At 58.0% G+C, this 20,167-nt stretch carries 19 protein-coding genes; 7 read left to right on the top strand and 12 right to left on the bottom strand.

Annotated elements, in window-relative coordinates; translation table 11 throughout:
- Positions 1-42: 42 nt before the first annotated feature.
- The 11 genes from ACJ8M3_RS03065 to ACJ8M3_RS03015 all read right to left on the bottom strand — a co-directional run bounded on the left by ACJ8M3_RS03065 (position 43) and on the right by ACJ8M3_RS03015 (position 12,214).
- Positions 43-1,092, bottom strand: a complete 1,050-nt coding sequence (locus ACJ8M3_RS03065; RefSeq protein ID WP_033643532.1) for a protein-glutamate methylesterase/protein-glutamine glutaminase — start codon at positions 1,090-1,092, stop codon at positions 43-45.
- A complete protein-coding gene (cheR, locus tag ACJ8M3_RS03060; protein ID WP_025159837.1) occupies positions 1,092-1,964 on the bottom strand; it encodes a protein-glutamate O-methyltransferase CheR in 873 nt (290 codons plus the stop codon). Before cheR ends, ACJ8M3_RS03065 begins: the two co-directional genes overlap by 1 nt.
- A 37-nt stretch (positions 1,965-2,001) precedes the next feature.
- On the bottom strand, positions 2,002-3,618 hold the full coding sequence (locus ACJ8M3_RS03055; RefSeq protein ID WP_033650861.1) for a methyl-accepting chemotaxis protein: 1,617 nt from the start codon (positions 3,616-3,618) through the stop codon (positions 2,002-2,004).
- Between the two features lie 75 nt (positions 3,619-3,693).
- A complete protein-coding gene (tsr, locus tag ACJ8M3_RS03050) occupies positions 3,694-5,364 on the bottom strand; it encodes a methyl-accepting chemotaxis protein (RefSeq protein WP_033643534.1) in 1,671 nt (556 codons plus the stop codon).
- A 195-nt stretch (positions 5,365-5,559) separates the two neighbouring features.
- On the bottom strand, positions 5,560-6,060 hold the full coding sequence (gene cheW / locus ACJ8M3_RS03045) for a chemotaxis protein CheW (RefSeq protein WP_025303271.1): 501 nt from the start codon (positions 6,058-6,060) through the stop codon (positions 5,560-5,562).
- A 32-nt stretch (positions 6,061-6,092) separates the two neighbouring features.
- Entirely contained in the window at positions 6,093-8,108 is a 2,016-nt protein-coding gene (gene cheA, locus ACJ8M3_RS03040; protein ID WP_089197176.1) for a chemotaxis protein CheA, read from the bottom strand.
- Positions 8,105-9,169, bottom strand: coding sequence for a flagellar motor protein MotB (gene motB / locus ACJ8M3_RS03035; RefSeq protein WP_089197177.1), 1,065 nt, complete (start codon positions 9,167-9,169; stop codon positions 8,105-8,107). The genes cheA and motB overlap by 4 nt, the downstream gene beginning before the upstream one ends.
- Positions 9,166-10,056 carry a flagellar motor stator protein MotA gene (gene motA / locus ACJ8M3_RS03030; protein ID WP_015378266.1) on the bottom strand — a complete coding sequence of 297 codons (891 nt, stop codon included), beginning with the start codon at positions 10,054-10,056 and terminating at the stop codon, positions 9,166-9,168. The genes motB and motA overlap by 4 nt, the downstream gene beginning before the upstream one ends.
- A 145-nt stretch (positions 10,057-10,201) precedes the next feature.
- Positions 10,202-10,786, bottom strand: a complete 585-nt coding sequence (flhC, locus tag ACJ8M3_RS03025; protein ID WP_016927281.1) for a flagellar transcriptional regulator FlhC — start codon at positions 10,784-10,786, stop codon at positions 10,202-10,204.
- Positions 10,786-11,136 carry a flagellar transcriptional regulator FlhD gene (gene flhD / locus ACJ8M3_RS03020; protein WP_033643537.1) on the bottom strand — a complete coding sequence of 117 codons (351 nt, stop codon included), beginning with the start codon at positions 11,134-11,136 and terminating at the stop codon, positions 10,786-10,788. Before flhD ends, flhC begins: the two co-directional genes overlap by 1 nt.
- 829 nt (positions 11,137-11,965) lie before the next feature.
- A complete protein-coding gene (locus ACJ8M3_RS03015; protein WP_127897182.1) occupies positions 11,966-12,214 on the bottom strand; it encodes a hypothetical protein in 249 nt (82 codons plus the stop codon).
- A gap of 278 nt (positions 12,215-12,492) precedes the next feature.
- On the opposite strand from ACJ8M3_RS03015, the gene ydgT reads away from it, so the two are divergent.
- The 3 genes from ydgT (at position 12,493) to ACJ8M3_RS03000 (ending at position 14,442) form a co-directional block, all read left to right on the top strand.
- Positions 12,493-12,708: a transcription modulator YdgT gene (gene ydgT / locus ACJ8M3_RS03010; protein ID WP_004934895.1), complete on the top strand. Its 216-nt coding sequence runs from the start codon at positions 12,493-12,495 to the stop codon at positions 12,706-12,708.
- Positions 12,709-12,905: 197 nt separating this feature from the next.
- Positions 12,906-13,325, top strand: a complete 420-nt coding sequence (uspC, locus tag ACJ8M3_RS03005; RefSeq protein WP_033643538.1) for a universal stress protein UspC — start codon at positions 12,906-12,908, stop codon at positions 13,323-13,325.
- 85 nt (positions 13,326-13,410) lie between these two features.
- Complete coding sequence (locus tag ACJ8M3_RS03000; protein ID WP_033650857.1) at positions 13,411-14,442, top strand: NADP-dependent oxidoreductase; 1,032 nt, start codon at positions 13,411-13,413, stop codon at positions 14,440-14,442.
- 35 nt (positions 14,443-14,477) lie between these two features.
- Here the strand turns inward: ACJ8M3_RS03000 and pcp are convergent, their stop codons facing one another.
- Positions 14,478-15,125, bottom strand: coding sequence for a pyroglutamyl-peptidase I (pcp, locus tag ACJ8M3_RS02995; protein WP_069100035.1), 648 nt, complete (start codon positions 15,123-15,125; stop codon positions 14,478-14,480).
- A 97-nt stretch (positions 15,126-15,222) separates the two neighbouring features.
- Here pcp and ACJ8M3_RS02990 point away from each other — a divergent pair, with 97 nt between their 5' ends.
- From ACJ8M3_RS02990 to ACJ8M3_RS02975, 4 genes are all read left to right on the top strand, one after another.
- Positions 15,223-16,155, top strand: a complete 933-nt coding sequence (locus tag ACJ8M3_RS02990; RefSeq protein WP_129992908.1) for a LysR family transcriptional regulator — start codon at positions 15,223-15,225, stop codon at positions 16,153-16,155.
- A gap of 513 nt (positions 16,156-16,668) precedes the next feature.
- Positions 16,669-19,014, top strand: a complete 2,346-nt coding sequence (locus ACJ8M3_RS02985) for a type VI secretion system Vgr family protein (protein WP_285141952.1) — start codon at positions 16,669-16,671, stop codon at positions 19,012-19,014.
- 12 nt (positions 19,015-19,026) lie between these two features.
- Positions 19,027-19,416, top strand: coding sequence for a DUF3592 domain-containing protein (locus ACJ8M3_RS02980; protein ID WP_033643543.1), 390 nt, complete (start codon positions 19,027-19,029; stop codon positions 19,414-19,416).
- Between the two features lie 102 nt (positions 19,417-19,518).
- Complete coding sequence (locus tag ACJ8M3_RS02975; protein WP_069100026.1) at positions 19,519-20,019, top strand: hypothetical protein; 501 nt, start codon at positions 19,519-19,521, stop codon at positions 20,017-20,019.
- Positions 20,020-20,167 lie beyond the last annotated feature (148 nt).

The raw sequence follows: 20,167 nt of genomic DNA, 5'->3' as shown, positions 1-20,167 counted from the left end.
CCGTAGGTCATATCGCCGCCGGGCAAACCCTGCGGACTGAAATCAAATGCGCAATGCCTGGCCGCCGGAAATCTGCGCCAGCATGCGCTGGCTCATCCTGTCCAACTCGACCACTTCGCTCACGCCGCCGCCGGCGATCGCCTCGCGCGGCATGCCGAACACCACACAGCTCGCCTCGTTCTGCGCCAGGGTATAGGCCCCGGCGCGGTGCATCTCCAGCATCCCCGCCGCCCCGTCGTTCCCCATGCCGGTGAGGATCACCCCCACCGCATTGCGGCCGGCATATTGCGCTACCGAGCGGAACAGCACGTCGACCGACGGACGATGGCGGTTGACCGCCGGGCCGTCATGCAGCTTCACCTGATAGTTGGCGCCGCTGCGCGCCAGCTCCAGGTGGCGGTCCCCCGGGGCGATGTAAGCGTGGCCCGGCAGCACACGCTCGCCGTCCTCCGCTTCTTTCACCGTGATCTGGCACAGCTTGTTCAGCCGTTCGGCGAACGAACGGGTGAAACCCGGCGGCATGTGCTGGGTGATCAGCAGCGCCGGACTGGTGGCCGGCAGCGGCTGCAGCACCTGGCGGATCGCTTCGGTGCCGCCGGTGGAAGCGCCGATGGCGATCAGTTTTTCACTGCTCAGCAGCGGCGCATGGCTGAGGATCGCCGGCGCCGGGCTGCTGGATCGCTGCGGCAGGCGCGCTCTGGCGGCGGTGCGGATCTTCTCGGCGATCAGTTCGCTGTAGGCCAACATGCCCTCGCGAATGCCGAGCTGCGGTTTGGTGACGAAATCCACCGCGCCCAGCTCCAGCGCACGCAGCGTGATCTCCGAGCCTTTACCGGTCAGCGAAGAAACCATCACTACCGGCATCGGCCGCAGGCGCATCAGCTTCTCGAGGAAATCCAGCCCGTCCATGCGTGGCATCTCGACGTCCAGCGTCAGCACCTGAGGATTAAATTTTTTGATCAGATCGCGCGCCACCAGCGGATCCGGCGCGGTCGCCACCATTTCCATATCGGGATGGCCGTTCACGATTTCCGTCATCAGCTGACGCATCAGTGCCGAATCGTCTACGCATAACACTCTGATTTTACTCATTACCTCTCCTTGGTCAGCCCATACACGGTCTGCCCACGCAAGTAGAAATCCCGGCTGATCTGGCTGAAGTTCTCGGAGTGGCCGGCGAACATCAGCCCCCCCGGCTTAAGCAAGGGAACGAAGCGGCGCAGGATGCGCTCCTGCGTCGCCTTATCGAAATAGATCATGACGTTGCGGCAAAAAATGGCGTCAAATTGCCCCGGCAGCGCCCATTCCGGCGCCAGCAGGTTCAACGGCTGGAAGTTCACCCGCGCCGCCAGTTCCGGCCGCACGCGCACCAGCCCCTGATGCGGCCCGGTGCCGCGCAAAAAATAGCGCTGCATTTGGGTCGGCGTCAGGGTGCGCAGATCTTCCTGGCGGTAAACGCCCGCTTCCGCTTTTTCCAACACCTGCGTGTCGATGTCGCTGGCCCAGACCTGGCAACTGCCGGCCCGCTGCCCCAGGGCATCGCTCAGCGTGATGGCGATCGAATACGGCTCTTCGCCGGTCGAGGCCGCAGTGCTCCAGACGCTGTAGCCGTTCGGCCGCGAGCGCGCATGCTCCGCCAGGATCGGGAAGTGATGCGCCTCGCGGAAAAATGCCGTCAGGTTGGTGGTCAATGCGTTAATGAACGCCTGCCACTCCGCGCTGTTCGGATCGCTTTCCAGCAGCGCCAGATAATCGCCGAAATCGTGCAATCCCAGCAGCCGCAACCGGCGCACCAGGCGGTTGTAAACCATCTCGCGCTTATGCTCCGCCAGCACGATGCCGGCGCGTTGATAAATCAACTGGCTGATACGGCGAAAATGCACGTCCGACAGCGGCAGGCGCTGCACCATTTGCGTCAACATCGACGCAGTATCCCGGTTAGAAGTTGACGGCGCCTGTTTCATGCCGCCTCACCGGAGAAAAACGTGCTGTTTATGCGGTTTAACAATCTTGGGCTTCCTTTACCACGGGTGAAACTGCGTTGTTGCTGTTACCTGGCGCGACGACGTTATCGTCCGCCAGACGGAATACCGCGACCGCGTCGGCCAGGGTAATGGCCTGCTCTTCCAGCGCGGTGGCGGCAGAAGCGGACTCTTCCACCAGCGCAGCGTTCTGCTGGGTAACCTGGTCCATCTGGGTCACCGCCTGCGTCACCTGTTCGATGCCGCGGCTTTGTTCATCCGAAGCCGACGCGATCTCGCCCATGATGTCGGTCACGCGAGTTACCGAACGCACAATGTCCTGCATGGTGGCGCCGGAGTTTTCCACCAGCACCGAGCCGTGTTTGACGCGGCTGACCGATTCGTCGATCAGCACCTTGATCTCTTTCGCCGCCTGCGCGCTGCGGCTCGCCAGGTTGCGCACTTCACCGGCGACCACCGCGAAACCCCGCCCCTGTTCGCCGGCGCGCGCCGCTTCCACCGCCGCATTGAGCGCCAGAATGTTGGTCTGGAAGGCGATGCCGTCGATCACGCTGGTGATGGCGCCGATTTTCTGCGAACTGTTGGCAATATCGTGCATGGTGGTGACCACGTCACCGGCCAGTTCGCCGCCCTTAGCCGCAGTGGCCGAAGCGTCGCGCGCCAGCTGAGACGCCTGCCGCGCATTGTCGGCGTTCTGTTTCACCGTCGCGGTCAGCTGTTCCATGCTGGCGGCGGTTTCTTCCAGCGACGCGGCCTGCTGCTCGGTGCGGGAAGAGAGATCGTTGTTGCCTTCGGCGATCTCCTGCAGGCCGATCAGAATCGACTCCGCCCCGTCGCGCACCGCGCCGACGGTGCCGATCAGCGACTGCTGCGTGCGTTGCAGGCTGGCGAACAGCATGCTGATTTCATTACGGCCATACACCTGAATCGGCGTCGCCAGATCGCCGGCGGCGATGCGTTCAAAGTGGCTGCGGATTTGGTTCAGCGGCTGTATCAGCATGGTGCGCAACCACCACATGGCGCTGCCGGTCACCACGATCAGCATCAATACCGCCCCCGCCAGCATCAGGCCCGCCAGCGTGAAGGAGAACTGATTAGCGTCTCTGGCCTCGCTGATGTCACCGTTCACCAACTGCAGGTACTGCACGAAGTCGGCCTCGAACAGGTCCTGGGTTTTCTGCGTCGGCTGATCCATAAACGCCTGCAGCTCGCCCTTTTCCAGGAAACCGATCAGCTCGCGCAGCGCGCCGCGCAGCCGCTCGTAGCTGGCCTTGGTGGTGGCCGTCTGCTGGTTCTGCTGTTCACTGCTGCGTTCAACCGCCATAAACTGATTGAAATAGAGATCGGCCTTCTGCAGCGAACTGCGGGCGTTGCTCATCAGCTCGTTCACCTGCTCCTGCGGCAGTTTCAGCGCCGCGCGGGTGCCGGCGCGGTTCAGCGTATTGCGCGCCTGCAACAGCGACACCCAGCTCAGGCTGAGCGAATCGCGCTGCTGGCTGCCGAGGGTGATGATGTCGAGGTTGTGGTTATCGGAGCGAAACGCGGAATACGACAGGCCGCTGCTGGCCAACTGCAGAATGCAGAAGGTCATCAACAACAGGAATAAGCTGGTAGAGATACGGATTCGGTTAAACACTTGAACCTCCTTGCAGCCGGCCGGCGACCGGCCTACGTAGGGAAAAGGGCCTCTGCGAGAGAGGCCCGATACCGGTCAGAACGTTTCCCAGTTATCCTGCAGATCGCTGGCGTTCATTTTCTTATGATTGATTACCGGTGTTACCGTCGCCTTGCTGGTGACAGGCGCTTTAAATTCTTCCTGGCCTTCCTGCCTCAGACGGAATACCGCTACCGACTGGGTCAGCATGCTGGCCTGTTCTTCCAGCGCCGCCGCCGCCGAGGCGGATTCTTCCACCAACGAGGCGTTCTGCTGGGTGACGCGGTCCATTTCCGCCACCGCCTGGCCAACCTGATCGATGCCGCGGCTCTGCTCGTCCGACGCCGAGGCGATTTCGCCCATGATGTCGGTCACGCGGGTGACGGCGTTGACGATGTCGCCCATGGTTTCCCCGGCGCTCTCGACCAGCACGGAACCCATATCGACGCGGCTGACCGAATCTTCGATCAGGCCTTTGATCTCTTTCGCCGCCTGTGCGCTGCGCTGCGCCAGGTTACGCACTTCACCGGCCACCACCGCGAAGCCACGGCCCTGCTCGCCGGCGCGCGCCGCTTCCACCGCGGCGTTCAGCGCCAGGATGTTAGTCTGGAAGGCAATGCCGTCGATCACGCCGGTGATATCGGCGATCTTCTGCGAGCTGCCGGCGATGTCATGCATGGTCTGCACCACGTTAGCCACGACCTTGCCGCCTTTCTGCGCGGTTTCAGAGGCGCTCAGCGCCAGTTGCGAAGCCTGACGCGCGTTTTCGGCGTTCTGTTTCACCGTCGCGGTCAGCTGTTCCATGCTGGCGGCGGTCTCTTCCAGCGACGCGGCCTGCTGCTCGGTGCGGGAAGAGAGATCGTTGTTGCCCGCGGCGATTTCGGACGCGCCGCTGTAGATGGCGTCTGCGCCCTGGCGCACGCCGCTGACGGTTTCAATCAGTTCGCCTTGCATGTGTTTCAGGCTGGCCGCCAGCACGCCCATTTCGTTGCGGCTGTTGACGACGATCTGCTGAGTCAGGTCGCCGGCGGCGATCTGTTTGATGTGCTCGATCATGCGGTTCAGCGGGCGTACCAGGATGTGATGGATACCAGTCCAGACCAGTACGATCACCGCCAGCACCACCACCAGGATCACGATCAGCGTCCAGATGGCCGAGTTGTATGAGCTGTTGCTGCCGTCGACCGCGATTTGGTACAGCTTGCCGTTTTGCTCCAGGTAAACGTTGTAGCTCTGCTCAAAGTTGTCCTGGTAACTCTGCGTAGGTTGATCGAAGAACGCGTTGATTTTGCCTTCGCCCAGCAGTTGGATCAGCTCGGAGAGCGCGCCGTACAGCACATCGTACTGATGCTTGAGGCGTTCCGCCGCCTGAGGATCCTGACGCGGGTCCTGAGGGATTTTCTCGTACGCGGCATAGTGTCTTTCCGCTTCGCCCAGCTCTTCCTTCGCCTTGGCCAGCAGTTCATCAATGGTGGCGCCGCTGCCGATCTTGTTGGTATCCATCATGTAGCGAATACCGGCACGGTTCAGGGAGTTGCGCGCCTGCAGCAGGTCAACGCGGCTTTCGCTCAGCTGCAGCTGCTGCTGACGAATAGTTTGCAGGACGGTAAAGTTTTCCTTATCGCTTTTCAGCGAGGAGAAAAAGAGTCCGCCCGAAATCAACTGCAAGGCGCCAAACAGCACCAACACCAGCAACAGGCTGGTGACCACCTTCATACGATTTAACATGATTTCCCTTGTTGAAGCCCGCGCAGACAGGCTCTGATGACGTTGAATGTGAGAGTTATCGGCGCAGCGCGGCAAAACTTTATGCGGGAAAGTAACTATTTTTAGTAGGGGTTCCGGGCGCGGCGGGCGGCATCGCGACAGGTCAGGGAACGTGAAGGTTGAAGGGGGCAGCGCCCTGCCCCCTTGAGTCTTGGATCAGACGCTTTTCGCCACGCTGTCGACCAGCGACATCTCTTCGCTGCTCAGCAGCTTTTCGATATCCACCAGGATCAACATGCGCTCGCCCAGCGAACCGAGGCCGGTGAGGTATTCGGTCGCCAGGGTCACCGCGAACTCCGGCGCCGGACGGATCTGCTCGGCGGTCAATGACAGCACGTCGGAGACGCCGTCAACCACGATGCCCACCACGCGCTGGCCAAAGTTCAACACGATCACCACGGTGTTCTCATCGTAGGAAACGCTCTGCTGGGAGAATTTCACCCGCAGATCGATGATGGGAACAATCACGCCGCGCAGGTTGGTGACGCCCTTGATGAACGCCGGGGTGTTGGCGATGCGGGTCACCTGATCGTAGCCGCGAATTTCCTGCACCTTGAGGATGTCGATGCCGTACTCCTCGTTGCCCAGGGTAAAAATCAGAAACTCTTGCCCTACCGTTTCGCCAGCCAATTTGCTGACGGCTGCCAATCCTGCCATATCATTCACCTTTTAAATCAATAAACTCATTATTATGCGGCGGCGTCCGTCAGACGCTTTTCACGGTTCAAGGTTTGCAACGCCGAGACATCGACGATCAAGGCCACGCTGCCGTCGCCCAAAATGGTCGCGGCGGAAATGCCCGGCACTTTGCGGTAGTTGCTTTCCAGATTCTTCACCACCACCTGATGCTGGCCAATCAGCTGATCCACCAGCAACGCATAGCGGCGGCCGGCGCTTTGCAGGATCACCACAATGCCCTGGGTGGCGTCGGTTTTGGCGCCTTCCACTTCGAATACCCGATACAGTTCCACCAGCGGCAGGTATTCGCCGCGCACCTGCAGCACGCGTTCGCCGCCGGCCAGCGGGTGCAAGTCTTCCGCCTGCGGCTGCAGCGATTCCATCACCGCGTTCAGCGGCAGAATAAAGACTTCGTCGTTCACTTTGACCGACATGCCGTCGAGGATCGCCAGCGTCAACGGCAGCAGAATGCGGATGGTGGTGCCTTTACCGGCCTGCGAACGGATCTCGACGTGGCCGCCCATCTCCTGAATATTTCTTTTCACCACGTCCATGCCGACGCCGCGGCCGGAAACGTCGGTCACCTGCTCGGCGGTGGAGAAGCCCGGCGCGAAGATCAGCATGCCGACCTCTTCGTCGCTCATGCTGTCGCTCACCGCCAGCCCTTGCGAAGCGGCCTTGGCGAGAATTTTTTCGCGGTTCAGACCGGCGCCGTCGTCGATGACCTCAATACAGATGTTGCCACCCTGGTGTTCGGCCGACAGCACCAGATTGCCCACCGCCGACTTGCCGGCGGCGATGCGGGTGGCCGGCTCTTCGATACCGTGATCGAGGCTGTTGCGCACCAGGTGCGTCAACGGGTCAATAATCCGTTCGATCAGGCTCTTATCCAGTTCGGTTGAGCTGCCCTGCAGCGTCAGCTCCACCTGTTTGTTCAGCTTGCCGGCCAGATCGCGCACCAGACGCGGGTAGCGGCTGAAGACGTATTCCATCGGCATCATGCGGATCGACATCACCGACTCCTGGAGATCGCGTGCGTTACGCTCCAGCTGGCTCATGCTGTTCAGCAGATCGCCGTGGTTCACCGGATCCAGCGTGCCGGAACGTTGCGCCAGCATCGACTGGGTGATCACCAGCTCGCCCACCAGGTTGATCAGCTGATCCACCTTTTCCACCGCTACGCGAATGCTGGTGGATTCGCTCGCCTTGGCGCGCGCTTTCGGCGCTTCCGCCGCTGCGGCCGCCGGTTTGGCGGCAGGCGACACGGCGCTGGCGACCGGCGCCGGTTCCGGCACGGCGACCGTCTCCGGCAAGTTCGCCTCCGCGACGGCCGGCGCGCTTTGCGTCGGCGTCGAGAAGCTGATTTGTTCCGGTTCCAGCACGAAGCACAGCACGGCGCTGATGTCGTCTTCGCTGGCGGAGGTGAGCAACGTCACGTCGAGGCTGTGTTCCGTCTGATGCGGGTCTTTAACTTCGCCGAGGTTGCCCAGCTCTTCCAACATCAAGGGGATTTCACTGGCTTTCAGCCCGTTCAGGCTGATGCGCATGCCGCCTTCGATCGCCGCCGGCGCGGCCGATGGCTGAGCGACCGGCTGCTGAACGGCGGGTTGAGCCGCAGGCGCCTCCTGCTGCTGTTGCGCTTCCAACGCCAGCTGACGCAGCGCCTGGCAAATGTATTCAAAGCTTTCAGCGTCAGGCTGTTGCGAGGTTTTATAGGCGTCCAGTTGCTCCTGCATAATGTCTTTGGTTTCCAGAAACAGGTTGATAATCTCGGTGCTCAGGCTCATTTCCTGGCGTCTTGCACCGTCCAGCAGGTTCTCCAGCAGGTGGGTGGTTTCCTGCAGCACCGAAAAACCAAAGGTCGCCGCGCCGCCCTTGATCGAATGCGCCGCGCGGAAGATGGCGTTCAACGGCTCGATATCGGGGGCCAGCGGATCCAGCTCCAGCAGGTGTTGCTCCATGTCGGCCAGCAACTCGTCCGCCTCATCAAAGAAGGTCTGATAAAAATCGCTAATGTCCATGCTCACGGGGTCACCTCTGGCTGTGAGTCGCGGTTAGTCGGTGCGGGTGCGGCCGCCGGTGGTTCCGGCGCCTGGTCGGCCGGGGCTATCGCCGGGGACGCCTGCGGGGGAACGCTCGGCGTTGGTGCCGCGGGTTCCGGGGCTGTCGTCGAGGATTCCGGCGTTTGGCTGGCCGGCGCGGTCGCCGACGGCGCCAGCTGCTTCAGGCTGTCCGGCTGGGCAATATCCAGCGCGTTGCTTTCGGCATTTTCGTGCTCGATGCCCTCTTGCGTTTGCTTGTTCAACACCAGTACGGTGATGCGGCGGTTAATCGCATCATCGGCGCCATGCTGTTTCAGGCTCATGGTGGCCGCCATGCCTACCACCCGCAGCACTTTGCCTTCCGCCAGGCCGCCGGCGATCAGCTCGCGACGCGACGCGTTGGCGCGATCGGCCGACAGTTCCCAGTTGCTGTAGCCGCGTTCGCCGGTGGCGTAAGGGATGTCATCGGTGTGGCCGGACAGGCTGATTTTGTTCGGCAAGTCGTTAAGGATCGGCGCTATCGCGCGCAGAATATCGCGCATGTAGCTCTCGACCTGCGCGCTGCCGGTTTTGAACATCGGCCGGTTCTGGCTATCGATAATCTGGATGCGCAGCCCTTCGTCCATCATGTTGATCAACAGATGTGGACGCAGCGCCTTCAGGCGCGGATCGGACTCAATCAACTCATCCAGCTTTTCACGCAGCTTGTTCAGGCGCAGCTCTTCGGCGCGCGAGTCCGGCGAATCGACCTGTTTTTTCACTAGGCCATGCTGTTGCGTTGGATCGTCGCCGCCGCCAGGAATGGGGCTGCTTTCGGAACTGCTCTTGTCGCCGCTGGTCAGGGCAACCTTGAGCGGCGTGCGGAAGTATTCGGCGATTTGCGTCAGCTCCTGCGGGCTGGCGATCGCCAGCAGCCACATCACCAGGAAGAACGCCATCATCGCCGTCATAAAGTCGGCATAAGCGATCTTCCAGGAGCCGCCGTGATGGGCGGCATGATGCGACTTGCGCTTTCTGACCAAAACGACCGGATGATTCTGTTTCATGCTTCTTCTTCTTCCGTCGCCTGCTGCGCCGGCGCTTTCACGCGGCGCACGTGTTCTTCCAGCTCAACGAAAGAAGGACGTTCGGTGGTATACAGCGTTTTACGGCCGAACTCGACCGCGATCTGCGGCGCGTAACCGTTCAGGCTCGACAACAGCGTGACTTTGATGCACTGCATCATCTTGACGTTTTCGGCGCTCTTCTGACGCAGCAACGTCGCCAGCGGCGAGATGAAGCCGTAGGCCAGCAAAATGCCGAGGAAAGTACCGACCATGGCGTTAGCGATCAGCGCGCCCAGTTCAGCGGCCGGACGGTCAGCCGAAGCCAGGGCGTGCACCACCCCCATCACCGCCGCGACGATGCCGAACGCCGGCAAGGAGTCGCCCACCATCGCCAGACTGCCGGCGGGCACTTCGCTTTCCTGCTCGTAGGTTTCGATCTCTTCGTCCATCAGCGCTTCGATCTCGAACGCATTCATATTGCCGCTCACCATCAGCCGTAAATAGTCGGTAATGAACTCCACCAGGGTGTTATCGGCAAGGATGCGCGGATAATTAGAGAAAATTTCACTTTCTTGCGGATTATCGATATCGAACTCGAGCGACAGCATGCCCTGCTGACGCGATTTGGCCAGCAGACGGAACAGCAACGCCATCAGATCCATATACAGATCTTTGTTGTATTTGGAACGGCGCATCAGGCGCGGCAGGGCGCGCAGCGTCGCTTTGATCGCCTTGCCGTTGTTGCCGACGATGAAAGCGCCGACCCCCGCCCCGCCGATAATCAGAAACTCCGCCGGCTGATATAACGCACCGAGATGACCGCCCACGATCAGGTAGCCGCCAAACACCGCACCCAATACCACGAGATAACCCAAAATAACTAGCACACGCATTCCTTAAATTAACAATGTGGATGGAAGGTGGGGCAAACGCGCCCTGGCGCGACAGACCAGGCTGCATGTCTGGGGGCGGCATGCCGCCCCTGCGTATCACACGTCGGTATTCATTGCCGAGAGCCGGCAACGTGGCGGCTCAAATGGCGCGTTTGACCTGCTCGTCCAGCAGTTGAGGAATAATATCGGCCAGTTGCGGCGAAAGTTTACGTCTTTTTACGGCGCGGGATGGGGGTTGGCATAAACTGCAGATGAAACCGTTCAGCGGCTGGTGCGCGTGGGTGATAAATGCGCCGCCGCAGCAGCTGCAAGCGGAGAGCTGCAACATCCCGCTGTCGACGAAGCGCACCAGCGTCCAGGCGCGGGTCAACGCCAGCAACGGCGCCTCGCCAGCCTGCTGCGGGCACTGCTCCAGGTAGAGGCGATAGGCTTTGATCACCGCTTCCACCCCGCTGCACTGTCCGCTTTTCATCAGAAACAGGTAGGCGTTATAAAACATCGAGGAATGAATATTCTGTTCCCAAGTCATAAACCAGTCGGTTGAGAACGGCAACATTCCTTTTGGCGGCGGGCTGCCGCGCAACTCCTTGTAAAGTTTAATCAAGCGCCCGCGGCTGAGCTGGGTTTCACTCTCCAGCATCTGCAAACGGGCCCCCAGCGAAATCAGCTCCATGGCGAGCTGAATGTCCTTGGCTTCTTGAACAATGCTTTTCTCAACCATCATCAGGCTCTTTTCTTCGTCGGGCTAGCGTCTTTACTCGATAGCTCTTGCAGTAAATGGCTTGATAGCAAAATGCCGGTATGGATTTGTTGCAGATCGTCGACGCGCGACTCTTTGGTCAGGCGTTCGATGGTCTGGTGATCGTTAAAGCGGAAGTGGCAAACCAGCTGGTTGGTCTCGGCCAGTTTGACCATTTGCGGCAAAGTCAGCTGCGCCAACGCATCGGCCATGGTCTCATCAATACCAAGGCGGAACATCGCGGACGCTTTTTCATCGTTGATCAAACGCTGTGCTAAAAGTAAATATGACAAATTGATGTCATAAATATGCTTAAGTAATTCAGACGTACCCATATTCCCCATCCCGACAGACTATGTTTAAAAACATACGCTGGGTGATAAATTTTATCGCCCGTGACCTGGGTTGTTTCCCAAAGTTGGCAAATTAATCTCTCAAAAACGACTGCTATAATTTTCGCCAATCGCTAAATTCGACCACTGTTCAGTATTTGCTACGAGCGTAAACCAACGTGTATGGATGTACAGCATTCTGCTTCGATAGTGTTTAGTCACCATGAAACTATTTTTACAAATTTAATAAGATTATTCCTAAAGCAGCGCAACTCTACCCCCGAACCATTAGCACACACAATGTAAGTGAGAGGCAATTTTAAATACAATGTGACATAGATCACAAAAATAAAAAATAATTAAGCCAAATACCCCTAAATTCGCACATTTTATGACCCGCATTTTGCTCATAAAATCGCCTTAGGTAAAAAAACGTCTTAAAAACAATGTTTATCAGCCAAAAAATTATCTTTTTTAGATCAATTCGAACAAAACCATCACCAAACCAAAATAACAGAACAAAAATCTGCATATAGGCAACAATCTTAGTATAAATAACCATTTTAGCCGCTAAAAAATATCCCAGGTGAAAAATAACCAATGTAAACTATAAGGTTATTAGCTATCGGATTTGACTTAAACCCTCCGCAGAGGGTTGTTCTAATTTTCAACATCAGGTGATTATGGCTTATCAATGATTCGCTGGCGTAGTGAACAAGCCAATAGACGTAACGATATGTTTCCGTATTAGCGCGGCGCAAGAATGTTTTTTTAACGTTAAATTGCCCCAAAACGACATATCGGCAGCACATCCTAAAGCTTTAGCGTTTTTTTATTTCTTTTTTGCCGGCGCATTAATTACCACGCCGTTCCAGACGTTATTAAAATTCCCGCGCCCCATAGTTTCATTGCAATAAAATAAAACGCAGTTTTGTTTTACTTGCCATAATCGCGCAGGCCAAACAGGCGTAGTTTCAATGCCGACAGCGGCAACATACATCGCCTCGTGCTGCGAGCGCCCTCCGGACAGGCGAAAAAAACGCCGCCAAAGGAGAGCGAGCGCGGCTTCGCGCGCTTGCATGCAGCGAAACGTCGACGCTTAAGCTTCTCGTTCGTGACGCATCGCCCTGAGACTTTCCCTATTTCTTCATTTATCAGCAGGATGAGATTGCTGATGGCGCACTTGCATATTATGATTTATCCCAGCGCCGCCACGGGCGGCGTCACATTATTACCCAGTGCAATTTATTCACTTGAAATGATTTTTGTCAGGTCGTACATCGCTGCCTCGACGGCGTCGCCGTGAGCCGCTATGTGTTATTCACCCGGCTTTAACTATTAACAGGCTATATTTTAATCATGACCGATACGCTCGAATATCTGCTGACATTCCGTAAATGCTCCTCTTTGGACAGCCTGGAGAAGGTGTACGACAAACTGAACTATTCCATTGAAAACGATACAGAAATGAGCAATATGTACCGTGCTGCCGACCACCGTCGCGCCGAGCTGGTTGCCGGTAAATTGTTCGATCTGGGCAAGGTGCCGAAAACGCTGTGGGCGCAGGTGCTTTAATTCAGTGAAATTACGTGCGGCAACGGTTTTATCTTTTATTGCTATATAACCGGAGCAAACTCAGCTTTTATTGCCGCGCGTGATGCGAAACACATTTATTCCCCCCGCCAGGTTCTACCCTTTATCCGAGCGCAGCATTTCATCCAAGGCCCCGACGCGGCAGCCTGAAACACGACGGATGCAACAAGGAGTGGAATATGGGGTATCAAAACGTTCTGGTTACCGTCGCCGTCGCGCCTGACAGCCATCGCCTGGTGGAAAAGGCCGTCTCTATCGTCCGCCCCTACGGCGGCAACATCACCCTGTTAAGCACCCTCGCCAATCCGGAAATGTACAATAATTTCGCCGGGCCGATGCTGGCCGATTTGCGCACGCTGATGGAAGAGGAAACCCGGCTGTTTATGGAGGAACTGCGCCAACGCGCCGGCTACCCGATCGCCGATACCCTTATCGTGCATGGCGAGCTTGGCGACAGCCTGGAATACGCCAGCCGGCATCAGCCGTTCGACCTGCTGCTCTGCGGCAATCATCGCGACGGCATGATGAATAAGGTCTCCTGTTCCGCCGCCCGCTTTATCAATATCAGCCATATCGACGTGCTGATCGTTCCGCTCTAAGGCTAAGCACATTCGGTAACGTTGCCTTGCCGCCCCTGGACTAGGCTTAACGAATCTTGTTTGTCGCAACGCAAAGGAGCTTTCGATGTCCCCTTCTCAACAGAACCGCCGCTTCCTGCTGGCTTCGCGTCCGCACGGCGAACCGACGGCGGCGAACTTCCGTCTCGACACGGTCGCCGTGCCACAACCCGAGGCCGGCCAGCTGCTGCTGCGCACCGTATATCTGTCGCTGGATCCTTATATGCGCGGGCGCATGAGCGATGCCCCCTCCTACGCGCCGCCGGTGGAGATCGGTCAGGTCATGGTGGGCGGCACGGTATCGCGCGTGGCGGCTTCACAGCATCCCGATTTCAACGTCGGCGATTGGGTGTTGGGTTATGACGGCTGGCAGGATTACGCCCTGTCTGACGGCAGCGGCCTGCGCAATCTCGGCCCACACTTGCCGCACCCTTCCCGCTTGCTCGGCGTGCTGGGCATGCCCGGTTTTACCGCTTACATGGGGTTGCTCGACATCGGCCAACCGCAGGCGGGTGAAACGCTGGTGGTCGCCGCCGCCAGCGGCGCGGTCGGTTCAGTGGTCGGCCAAATCGGCAAACTGAAAGGCTGCCGCGTCGTCGGCGTTGCCGGCGGTGCGGACAAATGCCGCTATGTGGTGGAAGAGTTGGGTTTCGACGCCTGTATCGATCACCGCGCCCCCGACTTTGCCGAACAGCTGGCCGCCGCCTGTCCGCAGGGCATCGACATCTATTATGAGAACGTCGGCGGCGCCGTATTCGACGCCGTGTTGCCGCTGTTGAACGCCAAAGCGCGCATTCCGGTCTGCGGCATCATCGCCCATTACAATGCCACCGGGTTACCCGCCGGGCCGGACCGCTTACCGTTGCTGGAAGGGCTGATCTTACGTAAACGTATCCGCATGCAGGGCTTTATCATCTTCGACGATTACGGTTCACGCTTTGATGAATTCCTGCAACAGATGAGCAGTTGGGTCGAACAAGGAAAGATCAAGTTCCGCGAGGACATCGTCGATGGGCTGGAGCAGGCGCCGCAGGCCTTTATCGGCCTGCTGCAGGGCAAAAACTTCGGCAAACTGGTGATCCGCGTCGCTGACGAATAACGCGCATCAGGGCGTGGCGCGCCACGCCCTGCTTGTCAATGCACGGCACCGTCGCCGAATTGCACATCTTCCTCTACCGTGAGCGTCACCTGCACGAGAGTGCGCACCGCTTCCACCATCGTCGCCAGCGCCATACTCGGCTTGCCCGGATGCACCGCCGCAAGTTCATGGCTGTACGGAATGTGCACAAATCCGCCCCTGGCCCGCGAATGCTGCGTCTCCAGATAGTGACGCAGACCATAAAAAATATGGTTGCAGTTATAGGTGCCCGCCGTGTAAGAAACGCCCGCCGGGATCCCCTGCCGGCGCAGTTGCTGCACCGCGGCCTTGACGGGCAGCGTACTGAAATAGCCCACCGGCCCGCCGGCAACCACCGGCACGTCAATCGGCTGTTTACCGGCATTGTCGGGAATGCGGGCATCGATCAAATTGATGGCTACCCGTTCCAGGGATATTTCGGCTCGGCCGCCGGCCAGCCCCAGACAGATCACCGCCAGCGGCTGCAATGCCTCAATCGCCGCGATCAGCTGCTGGTTGGCCACGCCCAATACGCACGGCAACTCGAGCACCGCGATCTCCGCGCCGGCGATACGCTCTCCGGCCAATGCCTGCGCGACCTGCCAGGAAGGGTTCACCGCGTCACCGTCGAACGGCTCAATGCCGGTGATTAACACTTTGTTCATCATTTCCCCTGATTGAAGGCTAAATTCGTGTGCTACCAGCCTAGGGAACGCTGTAAGATTCTGGAAATGGATTATCTGTATATAGAGTATTCATAAAATGAATTTAGCCAACGTCGATCTCAATTTACTGGTGGTGTTTGAAGCGCTGTATCAGACTCGTAACGTCACCGCCGCAGGCCGGCGTCTTAACCGCGCGCAACCTTCCGTCAGCAATGCATTGGCGCGACTGCGCATTCTGCTCAACGATCCGCTGTTTGTCCGCAGCGGCGGCGGCATGGCGCCCACGCCGCGCGCCCACCAGCTTATGCCGCAGATACAGCGGGTGCTTGAGCAAATCCATCTGGCGTTGGCGCCCCCTGCCCGTTTCGATCCGGCCACCGCCGGGCAGCGGCGTTTTACGCTGGCCGCCGGCGACTATGCGGATATCTTGCTGCTGCCCGCCATCATCAGCCGTTTGCGTCAGGCGGCACCCGGCATCGATATTCGCGTTTCGCGTCTGGATCGCCGCAATATTTACCGTCAGTTGGATAGCGGGGAGGTGGATGTCGCGCTGGGAGGGCATCTTTCCGGGGCGGAAAGTCACTATGTGCGCACGTTGTTTGAAGAGCATCTGGTCTGTATCGCCAGCCGTTCACACCCGCAATTGGCGGATGGCCGCTGGGATCTGGCCCGCTACCTCAGCCTGCCGCACGGGCTGTACGCGCCGGCTGACGACGGCTCCGCCAGAGGCTTGGTCGACCGCCGCCTGGCGGAAATCGGCGGCCAGCGGCGCGTCGCCGTGACCTTTTCACACATTGTCGCCCTGCCGGCGGTGGTCGCCGACAGCGATCTGATCGCCACCCTGGCCGCCAGCGTGGCCCGGCGTTTTTCCGATCCGCAACGCGTACGTATTCTCCCGCTGCCTGAGGAGTTGGCCATCGCGCCTTTCCCCATTGAGCTGATCGCCGGCCGACAGGCGCAACGCGACCCGGCCTTAATCTGGCTCTGTGACCTGATAAGCCGGATTTCCCTCGATCCCCTTCCGCGCTAACCGCATCAATTGCTGCTTTATCAACCATTCAGACTCACCGTCGGAGGCCCGTACCGCGGGCTTTTCACGCCGGCCAAATAGGAATCATCCGAATTAACATTCGGTAAATTTATATATTTGATCATCTTTAACTAACGAATGGTAAGGATAAAAAATACTCAGTGACTTTTTTCACGGAAAAAAAGAGTTGTTTTATAAACACGTTGACTTAAGTGTTACAGATTTATTATTTGGTATTACCATTTTCCCAATAATTTGGGATAAAAAAAGATCTGGTCGTATCCATATGTTTTAGATAATAAAAAACCAGATCGTGAGCGAGTTAACGAATTGAGCATTGATCCACAAGGCTATTTTGCAAATGCAGAGCTCTATTGTAGACTGCACAAATCGTGCCTTTGTGTAAACTTTGTTAAATCTTTCGTCAGCCCCTGTCTCAATTCGTGACAGATACGCCATCGGGATCGCGCGTCAAATCTCGTGCGGTAGCTATGCCTAAACCGGGGATATAGTATGGATCGCCTTATCATTGCGCACACGCCTTTGCCCGCCCATCAGTTGTTGTTCAGAAGCCTTTCCGGTGAGGAAAGACTGGCCGGGCTGTTCGAGTTCGACGTCGAGCTGCTCAGCCCTGACAATCGCCTCGATCTGAAATCGCTGCTGGGACAAAAAATCACGCTGGAGCTGCGGGGCAACCCGATGGCCCCGCGTTATCTCAACGGCAATATCACGCGTATGACCCTCTCCGGACGAGAAGCCGGCGGCAACCGCTACTATATCTACCGCGCCGTGCTGCGCCCCACGCTGTGGTACCTGACGCAAAACCGCGATTTTCGCATCTATCAGGAAAAGACCGTTCCCGACATCCTGACCCAGGTGCTGGGGCAGTATCAGGTGAAGATCGATAACCGTCTGAGTTACGACTACCGCATCTGGGGGTACTGCGTGCAGTACCAGGAGAGCGATTTCGATTTCATCAGTCGTCTGATGGAACATGAAGGCATCTATTACTATTTCACGCACCAGCAGGACGGCCATACGCTGGTGCTGGCCGACGCGCCGGCGGCGCATCAGGAACTCGCCGGCTATGACAGCATCCCCTATCAGCTCGCGGAAGGCGGTCTGGTGGAAAACAAGGACAGCATCAACAGCTGGAGCGTGTCGGACGCCATCACGCCCAGCCTGTATAGCCTGGATGACTACGATTTTCGTAAACCGCGCGCACGGTTGCTGGAGGCCCGGCAGAATCCCGCCTCGTTCGCACAGGACAAAGCCGAGGTGTTCGACTGGCCCGGGCGTTATACCGATCACGCCCACGGCCAGTTTTACGTCAAGGTGCGCCAACAGGAGTTCGAAGCGCAGCATGAGCAGATGAGCGGCGAAGGCAGTTCGCAGGGCATTGCGCCCGGCTACCGTTTTCAGCTGATCCAGGCGCCGCGTATGGAAGACAACCGCGCCTATCTGGTGGTCAGCGCGCGTTACTTCATGCAGGAAAACAGCTACGCCAGCAACGATAACGACGTTGGTGAACAACATACCGAATTTCAGGTGGTGCCGGCGGACATCAACTGGCGCCCGGCGCGCACCACACCCTGGCCGAAAACCCATGGCCCGCAAACCGCCGAAGTGGTTGGCCCGGAAGGCGAAAGCATCTGGACCGATAAATATGGCCGGGTGAAACTCAAGTTCCGTTGGGATCGCCACGGCAGCGGCAATGAAACCAGCTCCTGCTGGGTGCGCGTCTCCAGCGCCTGGGCCGGCTGGAAATACGGCGGGATCCAAATCCCGCGCGTGGGTGAGGAAGTGGTGGTCGACTTTATCAACGGCGATCCGGATCGCCCCATCATCACCGGCCGCGTTTACAACGAAGACAGCATGCCGCCGTGGGATCTGCCCGGCGACGCCACCAAAATGGGCTTTATGAGCCGCAGCAAAGGCGGCGGCGTCGACAACGCCAGCTTCCTGTTCCTGGAAGACTCGCCCGGCAACGAATCTTTCGACATGCACGCCGAACGCAACATGAACATGACGGTGGAAAACGACAAGAACGTCAATATTGACGGCAGTCGCACCACCACCATCGGTCGCCAGCAGAACGATACCGTCATCGGCGACGCCACGTTCCTGTACAAAGCGAAACGCACCACCACCGTCGATGGGCTGGAAACCGCCAACCTGAACGCTCACCAGACGGTGAACATCAAAGGCGGCCGCGCCCTGACGATTATCGACGGCGGCGATAAGATCGACATCACCGGCAATCAGTCCTTCAAGCTTGACGGCGCGCAGACGCAAAACATTACGCAAACCCAGCATGTCACGGTGAAAGGCGACCAGACCCTCGACATTACCGAGGGGCAACAGACCAACACCATCAACAAGGGGCAGACGGTCAACATCACCTCCGGCGGGCAGCACACCACCATCACCGCCGGCGGGCAAACCACTACCGTCACCGCAGGCGGTCAGACGCTGACGGTGGAGGCCGGCGGCCAGACCACCGACATCACGGGGAATGTCAAAGAAACCTACAAAAACGATCAGCAAACGACCATTAGCGGTTCGCTGACCATCACGGCAAAAACCATCAGCATTACCAGCGAGGACGGCGTGTCTATTTCGGCGCCCACCTGGAAAGATAACTGCCACGGCTATAAGTGGACCGCGATAGGCGCCAACCTTGCCTTAACGGGGCTGAGCGTCAAGCACACGATGTTCGATGTTTCCCATAACCCGCTTTCGATCAGCAAAACCAATTTCAAGCTAAGCAACGATCCCATGACGTTCACGCAGCTTGGGGCCTTAATAACCAACGGTTCTTTGCGATTGAGCAGCAAGGCGCTGGCGATCTTTTTATAAGTAGGGATGCCCATGTCCAAAGCCAAAAATATCTTCACCGTAATCGGTTTGATTTTATTGGCCCCTATTCTCAGCCTGGTGGGTTTTTTCAAATTCATCACGGTCGATATCTGGGGCTATTTCAAACACATCGGTTCTTCTCTCAGCGTGATGGAGAACGGAGTTTCCGCCTCCGGGCAAATCGTCAGCATTCGCCAGACCAACCTGTGGGACGGGAATCGGCCGGTCTGCGAAGTGGAAGTCAAATACATCGCCCAAGACGGAAAAAACCATACGGCCGTCGCGAAAGGCCCGATCAGCGTCGTTGATCTGCCGCGTTATCAGCCGGGTCATTTCACCGCGATAAAGTACGATCCCAAGAACCCCAAAAAAGCGGTGATCGAAGAGTTATCCCGACTTTGAGCGAAAAGAACCTTTTCAATCAACGCGATCCGATTTCAACGTTGTGAAAACGACTTGTCGTCCATCAGCTCGCTAAATCACCTTGCATAAGGAAGTGTCACGATGGGCGCGTTTATTGCCTTTTCGACGCAGGACAGCCTCTGGGGACAAATCCTGTTTACCTTCTTAGGCATCCTGGTTGGCGGCGTATTGATCGCCGCCATTTGCAAGACCGTCTTACCCGCGGGCAGAACGGCGGCATTGTCCGTCCGGTTGCTGATCTTTGTCGCACTGATGCTGGCGATACTGAAGTACAACCAGCAGGTGATGTCTGCGGTGAACGCGCCCGCGGAGCTGATCGGGTTCCTGATTTTGCCCGGTTTTTTGATGGGTTATCTGGGTGCGGCGGCCCCCGGCAGACTGGCGCTGGCGATAGAACTGTGCTGTTTTGCCCCGCTCGCCGCGCTGCTGATTCTGGGTACCCCCGGCGTCGGCTTTTTTGCCCCCTATCATCTGGAGAGCGCAGGCCAATTTACCGCCAAGGCGATCGCCGCGGCATTGTCCGTCGCCGTCGTACTGCTGGCTCGTAAAATAAGCGGGAAGGACAACGCACCGTCCTCTTGATAATCCCTTTGACGCGAGGAAATGCTCCCCGCATTCGCGATCGGCTCTGGACGCCGCATCGTTTTCTTCATCTGTTGTGACATAGCCTGATATCTATTAAACCGAAAAACGGATTGTTTTTGAGCAAGCAGCCTGGCTGCCGGCTGAT

The sequence above is a fragment of the Serratia sp. CY55921 genome, assembly GCF_052167655.1.
Taxonomy (GTDB): Bacteria; Pseudomonadota; Gammaproteobacteria; order Enterobacterales; family Enterobacteriaceae; genus Serratia; species Serratia ureilytica.
The sequence above is the reverse complement of the archived record's forward strand: the minus strand, read 5'-3'. Positions and strand labels throughout refer to the sequence as shown.

Coding starts and splice junctions, on each gene's coding strand:
- ACJ8M3_RS03065 (WP_033643532.1), bottom strand. CDS start 1,092: ATGAGTAAAATCAGAGTGTTATGCGTAGACGATTCGGCACTGATGCGT.
- cheR (WP_025159837.1), bottom strand. CDS start 1,964: ATGAAACAGGCGCCGTCAACTTCTAACCGGGATACTGCGTCGATGTTG.
- tsr (WP_033643534.1), bottom strand. CDS start 5,364: ATGTTAAATCGTATGAAGGTGGTCACCAGCCTGTTGCTGGTGTTGGTG.
- cheW (WP_025303271.1), bottom strand. CDS start 6,060: ATGGCAGGATTGGCAGCCGTCAGCAAATTGGCTGGCGAAACGGTAGGG.
- motB (WP_089197177.1), bottom strand. CDS start 9,169: ATGAAACAGAATCATCCGGTCGTTTTGGTCAGAAAGCGCAAGTCGCAT.
- flhC (WP_016927281.1), bottom strand. CDS start 10,786: ATGATGGTTGAGAAAAGCATTGTTCAAGAAGCCAAGGACATTCAGCTC.
- flhD (WP_033643537.1), bottom strand. CDS start 11,136: ATGGGTACGTCTGAATTACTTAAGCATATTTATGACATCAATTTGTCA.
- ACJ8M3_RS03015 (WP_127897182.1), bottom strand. CDS start 12,214: ATGCAAGCGCGCGAAGCCGCGCTCGCTCTCCTTTGGCGGCGTTTTTTT.
- ydgT (WP_004934895.1), top strand. CDS start 12,493: ATGACCGATACGCTCGAATATCTGCTGACATTCCGTAAATGCTCCTCT.
- uspC (WP_033643538.1), top strand. CDS start 12,906: ATGGGGTATCAAAACGTTCTGGTTACCGTCGCCGTCGCGCCTGACAGC.
- ACJ8M3_RS03000 (WP_033650857.1), top strand. CDS start 13,411: ATGTCCCCTTCTCAACAGAACCGCCGCTTCCTGCTGGCTTCGCGTCCG.
- pcp (WP_069100035.1), bottom strand. CDS start 15,125: ATGAACAAAGTGTTAATCACCGGCATTGAGCCGTTCGACGGTGACGCG.
- ACJ8M3_RS02990 (WP_129992908.1), top strand. CDS start 15,223: ATGAATTTAGCCAACGTCGATCTCAATTTACTGGTGGTGTTTGAAGCG.
- ACJ8M3_RS02985 (WP_285141952.1), top strand. CDS start 16,669: ATGGATCGCCTTATCATTGCGCACACGCCTTTGCCCGCCCATCAGTTG.
- ACJ8M3_RS02980 (WP_033643543.1), top strand. CDS start 19,027: ATGTCCAAAGCCAAAAATATCTTCACCGTAATCGGTTTGATTTTATTG.
- ACJ8M3_RS02975 (WP_069100026.1), top strand. CDS start 19,519: ATGGGCGCGTTTATTGCCTTTTCGACGCAGGACAGCCTCTGGGGACAA.